The 12,828-nt window shown below is 41.5% G+C and carries 12 protein-coding genes; 1 reads left to right on the forward strand and 11 read right to left on the reverse strand.

Features of this window, described 5'->3' with window-relative positions; genetic code table 11:
• Window positions 1-5: 5 nt before the first annotated feature.
• The gene (locus BN1609_RS11670) at window positions 6-665 is read right to left on the reverse strand and encodes a DUF3153 domain-containing protein (protein ID WP_088840882.1); all 660 of its coding nucleotides are present in this window, start codon (window positions 663-665) and stop codon (window positions 6-8) included.
• A 36-nt stretch (window positions 666-701) separates the two neighbouring features.
• On the reverse strand, window positions 702-1,385 hold the full coding sequence (locus tag BN1609_RS11675; protein ID WP_088840883.1) for a YjjG family noncanonical pyrimidine nucleotidase: 684 nt from the start codon (window positions 1,383-1,385) through the stop codon (window positions 702-704).
• An 89-nt stretch (window positions 1,386-1,474) separates the two neighbouring features.
• Between BN1609_RS11675 and yeiL the strand changes: the two genes are divergently transcribed.
• Window positions 1,475-2,128 carry a transcriptional regulator YeiL gene (gene yeiL / locus BN1609_RS11680; protein WP_088839158.1) on the forward strand — a complete coding sequence of 218 codons (654 nt, stop codon included), beginning with the start codon at window positions 1,475-1,477 and terminating at the stop codon, window positions 2,126-2,128.
• Window positions 2,129-2,244: 116 nt separating this feature from the next.
• On the opposite strand, the gene BN1609_RS11685 is transcribed toward yeiL, so the two are convergent.
• From BN1609_RS11685 to BN1609_RS11725, 9 genes are all read right to left on the reverse strand, one after another.
• Window positions 2,245-2,808 (reverse strand): GNAT family N-acetyltransferase, encoded by a 564-nt coding sequence (locus tag BN1609_RS11685; protein ID WP_088815553.1) that lies wholly within the window; start codon window positions 2,806-2,808, stop codon window positions 2,245-2,247.
• 109 nt (window positions 2,809-2,917) lie between these two features.
• Window positions 2,918-4,435, reverse strand: coding sequence for a cardiolipin synthase (gene cls / locus BN1609_RS11690; RefSeq protein ID WP_088810550.1), 1,518 nt, complete (start codon window positions 4,433-4,435; stop codon window positions 2,918-2,920).
• A 74-nt stretch (window positions 4,436-4,509) separates the two neighbouring features.
• Window positions 4,510-5,301, reverse strand: a complete 792-nt coding sequence (locus tag BN1609_RS11695; RefSeq protein WP_088815554.1) for a ChbG/HpnK family deacetylase — start codon at window positions 5,299-5,301, stop codon at window positions 4,510-4,512.
• Between the two features lie 57 nt (window positions 5,302-5,358).
• A complete protein-coding gene (locus BN1609_RS11700; RefSeq protein ID WP_088810552.1) occupies window positions 5,359-6,222 on the reverse strand; it encodes a MurR/RpiR family transcriptional regulator in 864 nt (287 codons plus the stop codon).
• 87 nt (window positions 6,223-6,309) lie between these two features.
• Window positions 6,310-7,716 carry a glycoside hydrolase family 125 protein gene (locus BN1609_RS11705; protein WP_369821895.1) on the reverse strand — a complete coding sequence of 469 codons (1,407 nt, stop codon included), beginning with the start codon at window positions 7,714-7,716 and terminating at the stop codon, window positions 6,310-6,312.
• A gap of 13 nt (window positions 7,717-7,729) precedes the next feature.
• Entirely contained in the window at window positions 7,730-8,596 is an 867-nt protein-coding gene (locus tag BN1609_RS11710) for an ROK family protein (RefSeq protein ID WP_088839153.1), read from the reverse strand.
• An 18-nt stretch (window positions 8,597-8,614) separates the two neighbouring features.
• A complete protein-coding gene (locus BN1609_RS11715) occupies window positions 8,615-11,044 on the reverse strand; it encodes a glycoside hydrolase family 38 C-terminal domain-containing protein (RefSeq protein WP_088840885.1) in 2,430 nt (809 codons plus the stop codon).
• 15 nt (window positions 11,045-11,059) lie between these two features.
• A complete protein-coding gene (locus tag BN1609_RS11720) occupies window positions 11,060-11,896 on the reverse strand; it encodes a carbohydrate ABC transporter permease (RefSeq protein WP_088810556.1) in 837 nt (278 codons plus the stop codon).
• A 2-nt stretch (window positions 11,897-11,898) separates the two neighbouring features.
• A complete protein-coding gene (locus tag BN1609_RS11725; RefSeq protein WP_088840886.1) occupies window positions 11,899-12,780 on the reverse strand; it encodes a carbohydrate ABC transporter permease in 882 nt (293 codons plus the stop codon).
• Window positions 12,781-12,828: the final 48 nt, after the last annotated feature.

Consider the following 12,828-nt stretch of genomic DNA (forward strand, 5'->3'; position numbering starts at 1 on the left):
GAAAATCAGTTGATTTTCCGTTTTTTACGTCTTTTAATAAGTAGTACAATCCCAACAATTAGCAGGATAAAAACAATTCCCGCCGTAATCGCAATGTTTTTTACGTTTGGAATCTCAATTTCAAAATAAAGCTGATTTTTTTGTTCTAATGGAATGTGCCACGTGAGCTTCCCGCCGTCTTTCTCGTCCGCATTGTTTGCGCCAATCGTATCAATTGGGAAATCCAAAACAAGCGTGTAGTCAACTTGCGATAAAAGCGCTGTCGGCACCTTCTCACCTAATTGTTGCTCCTGCAAAATTTTAGGGATATCCAGTGTGGCATCTAAACGAATTTTTTTCATGAAAAAGCCATCTGTTTCCTGAAATTTCACACCGTATTTTTTGGCTTCCGCTTTAAAATCTACTTTTTTAGCCGATTTTTCAATTTTTTTATGGATAGAAAACTGATTTTGCGACGGCTTTTTAATGGTAAATCCCGCATCTTCAAGCTTCGGTGTCAGCTCCTTAATTGCCGGCCCCGCAAGAAGCCCCGCTGTTGCACCAAGCGTTACATCAAAATTCAAATCAGCCGTTCCGTCTTTATTCACTTTCACTGTATTCACAACATCAGCACAGCCCGTAAGAAGGAGCGCCGTGCTCATAAGTATTATTAGCAATCGTAACATGTCTAACCTCCGCCTCTAGCTTACCACGGTTTCCAGCTAACTTAAAACATTTAGCAACTCAGGAAGTGAATGAATTTCGTAAGTTGGCGTAGTTTCCGCGTCAAACGCCGCGCCGTGCGGGTTAAACCAACAACTATCAATGCCCGAAACACGTGCACCGCGAATGTCAGAGCTTAGCGAATCGCCAATCAGAAGCGTTTTCTTTTTATCAAAAGCAGGAATGCGCGCAAAACAGTAGTCAAAAAACTCAAGCATTGGCTTCTGATAGCCCGTGTCCTCGGAGACAAAGATTTTTTGGAAGAAAATATCTAGACCAGAATCGCGCAACCTCCGGTACTGCGTTTTCGATACACCGTTTGTCACGACATAAAGCGCGTAATCGGGCGCTAACTGGGCAATTAATTCAGCGGCGCCCGCAATTTGTTCGTGCCCTTCCTCTAAAAAACCGCGATATTTTGCCTCAAGCAGAATCCCGTCAACCGACTTATTTTGTGTCGCGAAAAGTTTAGCAAAACGCGTCTGAATCACCTCATCGCGTGAAATCTCCCCGCGTTCAAAAGCCTTCCAAAGCGCCTCGTTTATTTCCTTGTAGACCAAAGTTAGCTCCTTCGCGTCTGAAACGCCTTCACTTTCAAACAGTTTCACAAGCGCATCATCTTCCGCCTTTTTAAAATCTAATAATGTATCATCTACATCAAAAAGCAACGTATCGTAACGCATTTTACTCCCCCATCTCTTTTTTTAGCATCTTATCATAGTTTTCAGTATAATAATAGGAGAAATCTCACATTAAAAACGAGGAATTGACCATGAAAAAAATAACAAAGCCCCACCAAATTTCAGAAGCTATCAAAAAAAGCGAGCTAGAGGCCAGCTTCCCAGACGAAATGTTTGCCAAATTGGAACTTTACACTGTGAAAAAAAACGAGTTTATCGTGAATCAATCGAATCCCCCAGAAAAACTTTTTTTCCTTGTTTCAGGCAAAGCAAAAATTAAAATGACTCTAGAAAACGGCAAAGTCTCCCTTGTTGATTTTATTTCCGCCCCGTCCTATATTGGCGAACTCACGCTTTTAGGCGTCGAAGAAACTCCAAAAGACGTCATCGCCCACACAAATTGCGCCCTGCTCGCACTTCCTCTGAAGGAAAATCAAGCGCCACTACTCGAAAATCCCACCTTCATGAAAAACTTGGCGATTTTTTTAGGCAAAAAAGCTTTGCATCGCACAGAAACATTGACCGAAAGCTTAAATCTCCCATTTTCAACACGTTTAGCACGTTTTATTTTACTCACCGAAGAAAACGGCGTATATTATGAAAAACATACGGAAGTTGCCGAGTATTTGCATGTCAGCTATCGCCATTTACTTTATGTGTTACACGATTTGACTCAAAAAGGAATTTTAGAAAAAGTAGGACGCCGCTATAAAATTATAAATCGTGATGCACTCGCTAAATTATAGAAAAAAAGCAAAAACAAATTTTTCATTCGTTTTTGTTTAAATTAGCTTTTCTGTTTTGCCACAAGTTCACCAGATACTTGCGCAAAATTCTATATTAGGATAGGCCGCCTTTCAAATCAAAGCTCTTTTTGCATATGCTCATACTCATGCCCACTCAACATGATTTCACCTGTTGTATGAAAGCCAAGCCGCTCATAAAGCCGTTTCGCCGCAGGGTTTGCTTTATCGCAGTTTAAGCCGACTTTTCGCTCACCGTCCGCCTTAGCAAAATGAGGAAGTTCATTTAAAAGCGCGGTGCCAATCCCTTTACCACGGTAGTCTTCTCTAGTAACGATGGAGTCTAAATACCACTCCCCGCTAAACGTTTCCTTTTCCTTAAAAACAGCCGACTGATCCATTAAACCGTGTTTCTTCGCAAGTTCCGACCACACATGATCAATAAAAGGCTCCTTTTCGCTTGGATAACCCGCCACAACACCTGCAATAACGCCATTATCGTCATAAACGTGCAGATGATTGAAACCGTAGCGATAGTCAGGCACACAAATCGCTTCTTCCAGTGTTTCGATGATTTTCGCCTCTTTTTCTTTTTGTAAAAGGGGAAGTTCCATGTCTTGCCATATCGTAAATAAAAGCGGCGCCACCTTCTTAGCGTCCCCCGGTTTTGCATTGCGTATCATAAATATCATAACCTCCAAAACTAATTACCGTTAGGTCAATAATAACATAATTATGTTGCAATCGCCATAAAAATAACTCGGCAAAATTAAATTTCGCCGAGTTTCCTGCTTATAAAATAGGTGAAAGTAGACTAGAAAGGTTTTCCTTCATTTTCACATACCAAGATTTCTTCCTAATATCTTCCATTGTGTAAAGCTTGCTCACTTCAAAATCCGCTTCAAAATCGCGCTCCATTTTCACAATTGCTTGGTCTCTTTCATAGAGGAATACCATCAATTCATGATTCAGACGGAAACTACGAATATCAAAGTTCGCCGTACCAACAGCAGCACGCTCACCGTCAATTAAAAGTAGCTTCGCGTGTACGAAAGAATCATCGCGGTACGCATACACTTTCGCACCCGCCTCAAGCATCGTTTCAATGTTGGAGTTACTACCGTGGAACGAAATCCCCCTGTCGCCTTTCCCCGGTAAAATGATGCGCACATCAATTCCGCTAAGCGCGACGCGGCGAATAACAGCAAGTGACTCCTCGTCTGGCACAAAATACGGTGAAGTAATCCACACTGATTCTTGCGCGGAATCAATTAGGTCAAGCATAGCATCACGCACGTATTTCTCCTTATCATACGGACCTCCGTAGACGACTTGCGCCCACTCATTCCCAACAGGTTTGGGTGAAAAATATTGGTCGATTCCGGCTTCACTAATAAATAAATCTGCCGAACCCGCTTTATTTTCCATATATACCCAGTCCACAAGAAACGACTCCTGAAGCTCAATAACGGCCATGCCTTCAATTTGAATATGTGTGTCGCGCCAAACGGCAAAATCAGGCGTATTGCTGCGATATTCTTCACCGATATTCAAGCCTCCCGTAAAGCCGATTTGACCATCAATCACAATGATTTTCCGGTGATTTCTTAAATTGGCTGTTCTCGCTATCCAAATCGAACGAATCGGATCAAAGGCATGAATATGAATGCCGACTTCCCGCATCGGTTCTAAAAATTGCTCGCTTAGTTTTGCAGTCCCCCAAGCATCATACATAAAGCGCACTTCAACGCCCGCTTTCGCTCGTTCGATTAAAATGTCACGAATTTCCGTGCCAATCTCGTCCGACTTGTAAATATAATATTGAATATGAATATGATTTTCCGCTTGCTTAAGCGCCTGAATAATTGCCGGAAACGTTTCTTCACCATTGGTTAAAAGTGTCAATTTATTCCCATTCACAGGATTAATTTCCGTCAAATGTTGAATTCGCTTAGACAATCGCGGTGGTTTTTTCCCATCTTCATGTGGCGGCAACTGATGAATTGTATCCGCAATTTTATGCATTTCATTCGTTTGATTATGGTGAAAAATGCGGTTTTGCGGATTTCTTCCAAAAAATAAATACAAGAATACACCAAAAACTGGCAAGACAAAAACAGCCGCCATCCAAGCCACTTTTGATGTCGTGTTTCGTTTATCCCAAAACAAAAGTCGAATAACAATGACCACACCACCAAGTTCAACGATGAATCCTGCCGTGTATAAAATCACTTCCGACCATTGTTTTAAAACAATACCAACAAATAGTACTAACGCAATAAGAATAAGTAATTGAACTCTTTTTTTCATCTGTTTGCCCCTTTTTCAGCTTAATGTTATTAGTATACACTCTATGCCCTTTTTATGCGTGCATAAATCCTTTTTTAAAAACTATTTTTTAAGTCTAAAAAGGAAATCAACTCGATTTTGTTAGCCGTGAACCATGCCTTAACTCGCGGGTCGCAAATTGTGGCCAGCTCCTTACACCGAAGTAGCGTATAAGATGAATTCTCAATCACAAATTGATCCAAATACCCAACATCAAAATGCATTTCAGCAATGTCGTCCTGACCTAGCTCCAGCAAATTAAAATCATCGTTTAAAAAATTTTCAACCGAAACGCCCTCTTGAATGTATGACAAAGCGCCTGATTCCAAAAGCTTCGTAATTTCAGCATAGCTCGGATGTTTTGGCCACTTCTTGTCCCCGCTATATTTCAAAGTAACGTGCACATCATACTCTAAGCTTAAATCATAGAATACTTGATCGACCACTTCATCGCCAATAGAGTGGCAATCCATATGTTTCGGATAGTCGCCCGTAAGTTCTTTAAAACGCTCCATTTGCGCAAGCGTTTCCGTTCTTACATCATCATAGCAAAACGAAAAGTCCGCCTTCGCCCGGTAATACGCCGAACGATGAAATTCCCCATTACCGTCCACGAGCGAAGGAATTTTTTCAGGATTTGAACATGGCTTCCCAAGCAAAAAATTGGTATGCTGCCCAACAAATAAATCGGGATGCTTTTTTGCTAAAGCAATTGCATGCGGAGCTGCTTCTAGGTTTGGCATAAGCAAAGTCGACGTCGTAATTCCGTCAGTAAAACTTTTAATAATGCCATGATTAATTGCTTCTGACATGCCAAAATCGTCAGCATCCAAAATAACTTTTACCAAAATTTCACAACCTTTCACTCGTCTTAAAAACGCATATTTTTTTACTTTTTTATTGTATCATAGGTTGCCATTTCTTTTTTTAAAATAGGGTCTTGTTTTCGATATTTTAGGCGCAATTGTTTCATCATAGGTACTCGCGTATACCGAATAAATAATATCCATGACGTGTAGCATTTCAATGCGTGAAGCCGCTGCCACGTAACCTTCTGGATGTTCAATTTGCGCCACGGAAATGTTGCAATCCGCGACTTGCGTCAAACGGTTGTCACCTTCTGCTGTAAAAGAAATCGTCCGTGCCCCAAGCTGCTTGGCAATTTCAAGTGCTGTGATAACTTCTTTCGTTTCGCCGCTATAAGAAACGCCCACCGCCACACATCCAATATCCGATTGTTGAGCTTGCGAAATTTGCAAATGTGAATCCGCAAAAGCACTCGTGTTTTTTCCCGAACGCAAAAATCGGTAAGAGAAATCTTGCGCCACTAAATTGGAAACCCCACAACCATAAAAATCAATGCGTTCGGCCTCAAATAAAATTTTCGAAAGGTCCATCACAAGTTCCGAGTCTAAAAATTGGACACTTTTAATCATCCCATTAATGGTTAGGTTTGTAATAACTTCCCCAATTTCAATCGCCGCTTTATTTGGATAAATATAACCGCGGTTGTACACTTCTTGCTTTTCAAAAAACCATTTATGTAAGTTTAAAACGAGATCCTGCTTGAAATCTGTGTACCCTTTGTAACCCAGTTTCTTACACATACGTACAATTGTAGCCGGACTCGTATAACATTCATTCGCTAATTGTGTAATATGCATCGTTTTAACAGCTTCTGCATTTGTCACAATATATTTGGCAATGTCTTGATAAGAACTCATCGATTGCTTCGCTAACGCTTGTAATTGTACGATACCTGATTTCACAATAAAAACCTCTTTTCCTCGATATACTCCATTATACAACAATATCTCCGCGACTATTTCAAAATAATCACGGAGATATATAAACCTCTATATACTTAACTTCCCACTTTCTTTTAAAATAAACTCACAAAAAATGGAATTTGACCAGGAAAACCATTCTCGCGTGTAAACGTTTGGATCATTTGCGAGGAAGCCTTCATGCGTTAAGTCAGTACCCGCATCTGTCGTTTCAAATAAGCGAAGTAGTTCCTTACATTCTTCTTTATCCGTTGATGTTAAGCCTTGAATCGCAAGACCCATGTGCCAAACATAACCAGCAGGCGTATGCGGACTTCCTAAGCCTTTTGCGGCAGTTCCTTCAAAATAATAACGATTATCCGTCGATAAACTAAAACGACGTGTATTTTGATAAATCGTATCATGTGTCCCGCAATATTTAATATAAGGTAGCGATAGCAAACTTGGCACGCCCGTATCGTCCATACAATTGTAATTGCCTAATCCGTCCACCTCATACGCATATATGTCCCCGTACTTCGGATGATTCACAATTCCGTATTTCAAAATCCCCGCCTGAACTTCCTCGCGTAACGCCGCAATTTCCGCAAGGAGCGCCTCCTCATTTGCGTATAAAGCACTCAAGATTTCCTGTAAATAGCCAAGAATCACGACCGCAAACATGTTTGCTGGAATTAAATAGCCGTACTCACAAGCATCATCACTCGGACGAAAAGCGGACCAAATCATGCCTGTATAGCAAGTTTCCCTGCCGCGCCCTTCATTTGGCAAGCTATCTTGTTCAATGCCGTTATCACGCACAAAAAAGTATTCCGATTTTTCCGCGTGGTGCTGTTCTGTACGAAACACTTGAACTAACTGTTTAACCGCCTGTAAAAAATCATTATCAAAGATATCATTTCGTTTCGTCTTTTTCCAGTAAAAGTACGCCAGCTCAACCGGGAAACAAAGGGAATCTAATTCATACTTTCGCTCCCAGCTCCACGGATTTTTCCTTTCGCTTTTATCAATCGCACTCCAACAATTCCCGTCCGCAGAAAAATTGAAAGCATTCGTGTATGGGTCAATCAAGATATAACGAAATTGCTGGCGAATAACTGCTCCAATCACGTCATACAATTTTCCACTTGGGTCATCTAAATTCAAGAAGACACGCAATTGGCCGCCCGAATCCCGCAACCACATCGCCGGAATGTCGCCCGTAAACAAGAACGCAGAGTCATCTTGTTTTTGCACTAACGTCGTTGTAATCGTATTTAACATACACTTCCGAAACATGCGCTGCAACTTCTCGGATAACGGATTGTTTTCAAGAACTTGTGTCACCATGTTATCAATAATTTTCGCGAGCTCCGAATTATCTCTAGCCGCTTGTTTGACAATATCATCTGTAATTTTCCGTAATCGAAAATACGTTTCATCGCCCATAAATTCAATATCTTGACTCGTTTCATTTAACACATCTTCATTTTTCATTTTCTCATTCCCTTCATGTAACAAGCATTGCCGCCCCGTAAAGTCCCGCATCTTCCCCCAAAGAAGCGACCTTTATATTTATTTTGTCTTGCATCGATTGGTAAACTTGCGCCCTAACAGCCTCCGTCACTCGTTCAACTAGCCACGGGTTATGAAGAATAACTGCCCCGCCAAGAACAAAAACTTCAGGATCAATCACTTGAATAATCGATGTAATCGCCGCCGCGAAATGATGCACCCACCTATCTACCACTTGATTCGCCTCTGGATTATTGTTCTCGGAAAAGTGCAACAAATCTGCCGCCGTTTTACTAGTCCCAAATAACCGTTTACTTTCTCGTAGTAATGCCGTGCCGCTACAAATCGACTCCAATGTCGCTTTCTCATCACTCACATTCACAATCATATTGCCAACTTCCGATGCGTGCTCGTGCCCGCCAGCAAAGACTTCGCCCTGATAAACGAAGCCTCCGCCAACACCCGTGCTCACCGTTATAAATTGCACGCTCCCGTACCCAAGACCTGCGCCCACTTTCGCTTCCGCAAGTGCTGCCACTTTTGCATCATTCATGAGAAAAACGGGTTTTCCCACATGGTTCGAAAGTTCATCTTTAAGATGGAAACCGTTCCAACCCGGTAAATTTGGTGCATCAAGAATAATTCCCGCTTGCGCATCTAACGGCCCCGGCGCACCAATGCCAATCCCAACAGCCAATTGTTTCGGATCAACAAGCCGAACCAGCTCCACTAATTTTATAAGCGCTTGCTTGGCACCAAGTTCCGCTTCTGTTTTCATTTCCAAGCGCGCAACTAGCACGTTAGCATCAAATAATCCCGCACGCATATTTGTCGCCCCAATGTCGATACCAATTCGATACATTACGCTCGCACTCCTATTCTAAATGTACATCGATAAAAATCCTTGATTGTAAGCTTTGCACGTTTCAATTGCAGGCACTGCCTCATTCGTTTCCAGCGTAGCAATTGTGTAGCGGAATTCGTAAAAGCCAGCTAAATCTACTTTAAAATTGGTTTCCCAAAAGTTGTTCATTGCCCAAACGTAAAGTGGCTCACCATTATTTGTTGTTTCACTTTGGCCAGACAATTCAATCAAGTGATGTTCCAGATTGCCGAGCACAAGAAGTGGTGTATCTTTGACTGCCAAAACAAGCGATTTATTTTCCCCCACGTATGCCGCTCCTTCTTGCACTAAATAAAACTCTTGATTCGTTTGCGGTAGCTGATCAATACCAGGCCGCATCAAGCAACCCGTTTTATCCAAATAAAGCTCTTCGCTCTCACCTGTTGTAAAAGGGAACGAGATGTATAAGTTTTCTGGGTCCCAAACACTGTCTTTGTGCAAGCGTAGCGTAACATCAATTTTTGGTGAATCGCGGTACACTTTTAGATGAATTTCATACATTTGCGTGCCGACCAAATTGTATGTGAATACGACTGTCGCACTCACATCGCCGGCTTCAGTAATTTGAATGTTGCTTAACTCTGACACGTAACGCTTTGTTCCCACTTTTTTTCGGTTCCGTCCCATTGTATGGCGAACTTCCCAAGCATCTGGTTTTGTTTCTGTACGCTCGTATATCCCAACAAACGGCGCATGAACTAAATTCTCTCTGAGTAAAGAACTTCCGTCGCGCTTGTCTACTAGCGAAACAATTCCTGTTGTTTCATCAAAAGTCATGGCATAATAATTTGTTTCAAGCTGATGCTCATTTACTCTTAGGCCCGATTGAAAGCCATCATAGACCACATCTTTAATTTTATCGACAGCTAAATAGCGATAATTTTCTTTTTGCAATTCTTTTTTAGGGCGAATGCGTAGAATGCGTTCTTCAAAGGCTTCTAACGCAAGGACTACTTCTATTTCTTTTGCGCGCGCAATTTCTCGAATCTGCGTAGGTAACACTTGCCCCGTTTTTTCATCGACAACTTCCATATTTTGGAGTAGCAGGTCGACTCCGACTCCTTCAACATCTTCCCAGTGCTCAATATACAAACATACGCTATCTGTCCGCGCGATACCAAGTGGATTAATGACTTTAAATAGCTTCTCGCGGTCTGGACGAATTGTCACTTCTCCTTTTTCGGCTAAAATTTCATCTAATTTGAGCGACGCTAATTGGTTGGCGCGAATTGCATAAGCTGATTTTCTGAAATCTAAATCGTTTACTAATGTTTCCCACGGCTCGGTCACAGAAGAAGAATACCCCCATGTGTGTTCCGCGTATAAAGCGAGTTCATATTCGACTTCGTCCATGTATGCTTTATTTTCGATTGTCAATTCAGGCGATAACTGTTTCCCAATATGATATTTACGCTGCGCATCTTTATAATGTTTGACAACCGCAGGGGTTGAACCTATGCCGTCCGCCCACCAGTCGTTCCAGTCACCGCGGTAAACGGGCAGTTCATTTATTTGTTCACGCAGAATTTCAAAAAAATGATTGAGCGTAATCATTTCAATTTGAATTTCATCGCCGTGCAAATCGTTCCAAGCTTTTACTCGCTCTAAAATCTGACCGTTTGGCGCTCCGTTATCGGTACTCATACCAGAAATCATAATAGGAACGAAATCGTATTCATATTCAGCATCGCTATCCAAGTTCGCAATGTAATTAAAAATGCGTTTTTCGGCAATTTTGAAGTCAGCTACTGCTGCTTTTTCATTAAAGCGGTCTTCTAGTAAGTAAGTGATGCCGTGATTCGGCACGAGGCAAAGTTCATTTCCCATATGGTAATGGTCGGATACCCATGCGAGAACCCGTTCGCCGCTCGGGCCTTCCCACCAAAAACCGTTATGCTTTCTGCCAAGCGGGAACATGCCGTGGTGCGTGTGAATGCAGGCGAATAAATTTTCAATCCCGTTATGCGCTAAGGCGTCCGCATAGCCCCATGCGTAGCCATTAATGTCGGCCGTCATCGCAGAGTCTAGCGGCACGGCTAAACGATCTGCATAGCTTCGTCCCTTTGCGAGCGTATGATTTAAGACATCATTATCTACTAATTCTGTCATGTTTAAATAGTTTAGCGAAATGTCAATCAGCCCAGCTTGAACGTAACGCTCGAAACTCGCAATATTTTCCGGACTGCTATTCGCTAGAAAATTTTCTACTTGCCAGTAGTTTTCACATACCCAGCGGAATCCCTCCCACTCGGGGCGTTTGCCGTCTTCAATCTCTTTTAAAATATCAATTGCTTGTTGGATAAAATCAACATGATATCGTTTTAGCTTCTCCTGCCGCTCTGTGTAGCCAATATCCGTGTGCGAATGGTGCAACAAATACAACTTCCATTTTTTTGATAACGTCATTTTCCTTAACACTCCTTATTTTGTAGTCACAATAAAACCTTTTTCTAAATTTCGATGTGATAAAACAAATAAAATGATGGTTGGAATCGAAACGATAATGGCTGCGAGTAAAATTGGTGGCACCTTTTGTATGGTCGAACCGCCAAGCAGCGATACTGCCGCCATAACAGGTCGCGCCGTTTCTGATTTCGTCAAGGTCATCCCAAATAGCAAGTCGCTCCAAATCCATGTGAATTGGAATAAAAATACAGCCGCAAGCGGTGCACGAGCCATTGGCATATAAATTTTTCTAAAAATGTAAAAATCAGATGCACCGTCAATTCGAGCGCTCTCAAGCATTTCTTTAGACACGCCCATCAAGAAGTTCCGCAAAACAAACACGCTAAACGGAATAATGAGCGCAGCATAAATTAAAATCATGCCCGTCCGCGTATCATATAAACCTACTTTATTATAGGCTTTAAAAATCGGAATTAAATAAACTTGGAATGGAAAAATTGTTCCGCTGTAAATGACAAAAAACCACAGCAAACCGTGCTTAATTTTCAGCGTTTCAATCGCGTAAGCAGCTAGAGCCGCCATCAAAATCCCAAGTCCCCCACCAAGCATACCGTAAATCATACTATTGATAAAGCCAGATCCAAGCTGAATTTGTTGTGTTAAATATTCCCAGTTTTCAGCCACAGAAAATGACTGCGGCAAGTCCCAAAAATTCCCCACACTATACTCAGTCGAACTTTTTACCGCATTCACAATCACATAAAGAAATGGAAAAATCCAAATGATCGCCAGTAAAATAAGAATGATATTAATGACCCATCGCCCGACTCCTGAACCTTTTGCATTTACCATCCTTAATTCCCTCCTTCTTTCGTGAATGTTTTTCTTAAGTAGAAAATGGAAATGATTAGAATAATCACTGATAACATAACGGCGATAGCCGAACCCATGCCCAAATGATTATTTGAGAACGATTCTTTATACATAGTTACCGCTAACGTTTCCGAAGTCCGGTACGGCCCACCACCAGTCATAATCCAAATACTATCAAACGTTTTAAAACTATTCACAAGCGACATCAACACAACAACCACAATCGTTGGTTTTAATAAAGGCAAAATTATTTTCGTGTATAAGCCAAGTCCCGAAGCGCCTTCGATTTTGGCCGCCTCAATTGGTTCCGTTGGCATGTTAACTAAGCCAATAATAAAAAGCAGCATGTTCATACCAATTCCTTGCCAAATTCCAGCTACTATCATCACGCCCGTATTCACATAAGGAATATTCAACCAGTTTTTATCCAAATTTTCGAATCCCAGCATCCCAAGTAATTGCGGCAGGCCGTACATCGACAATAAACTCGTCATGATGAGGCCAACGATAACGCCTGAAACGGCATTCGGAAAATAAAACAAGTTTTTAAATATCGTCGAAAACGAACTTTTCGTGATTGCAATGGCAAAAAGAAGTGGTAATACTACAGGAATGATGAGCCCTGCAGCAACCCAAACTAAGGTATTAATACAAGATAATAGGAAATTTTTATCTTGAAAAACGGCAATATAATTGCTAAAGCCTACAAATTCGAAACTGCCTAAGCCGCTCCAATTTGTGAAACTAATAAACAACGTAAAAATAATTGATAAAATACAAAAGCAAAATACGAAAATGACTGCCGGCGCAATGTATAAATATGTCTTCAGCTCTCGGCGTTTTGGCCTTGCTTCTAGACTCATAAGAAACCACACCCTTCTAGTAAAATCATTTGCAAAAAGCGATACATC

The sequence above is a fragment of the Listeria sp. ILCC797 genome (assembly GCF_900186185.1).
GTDB classification, from domain to species: domain Bacteria; phylum Bacillota; class Bacilli; order Lactobacillales; family Listeriaceae; genus Listeria; species Listeria goaensis.

Bases quoted from the DNA above. Each gene is read 5' to 3' on its own strand.
- BN1609_RS11670 (WP_088840882.1), bottom strand. From the start codon at position 665: ATGTTACGATTGCTAATAATACTTATGAGCACGGCGCTCCTTCTTACG.
- BN1609_RS11675 (WP_088840883.1), bottom strand. From the start codon at position 1,385: ATGCGTTACGATACGTTGCTTTTTGATGTAGATGATACATTATTAGAT.
- yeiL (WP_088839158.1), top strand. From the start codon at position 1,475: ATGAAAAAAATAACAAAGCCCCACCAAATTTCAGAAGCTATCAAAAAA.
- BN1609_RS11685 (WP_088815553.1), bottom strand. From the start codon at position 2,808: ATGATACGCAATGCAAAACCGGGGGACGCTAAGAAGGTGGCGCCGCTT.
- cls (WP_088810550.1), bottom strand. From the start codon at position 4,435: ATGAAAAAAAGAGTTCAATTACTTATTCTTATTGCGTTAGTACTATTT.
- BN1609_RS11705 (WP_369821895.1), bottom strand. From the start codon at position 7,716: ATGAAAAATGAAGATGTGTTAAATGAAACGAGTCAAGATATTGAATTT.
- BN1609_RS11710 (WP_088839153.1), bottom strand. From the start codon at position 8,596: ATGTATCGAATTGGTATCGACATTGGGGCGACAAATATGCGTGCGGGA.
- BN1609_RS11715 (WP_088840885.1), bottom strand. From the start codon at position 11,044: ATGACGTTATCAAAAAAATGGAAGTTGTATTTGTTGCACCATTCGCAC.
- BN1609_RS11720 (WP_088810556.1), bottom strand. From the start codon at position 11,896: ATGGTAAATGCAAAAGGTTCAGGAGTCGGGCGATGGGTCATTAATATC.
- BN1609_RS11725 (WP_088840886.1), bottom strand. From the start codon at position 12,780: ATGAGTCTAGAAGCAAGGCCAAAACGCCGAGAGCTGAAGACATATTTA.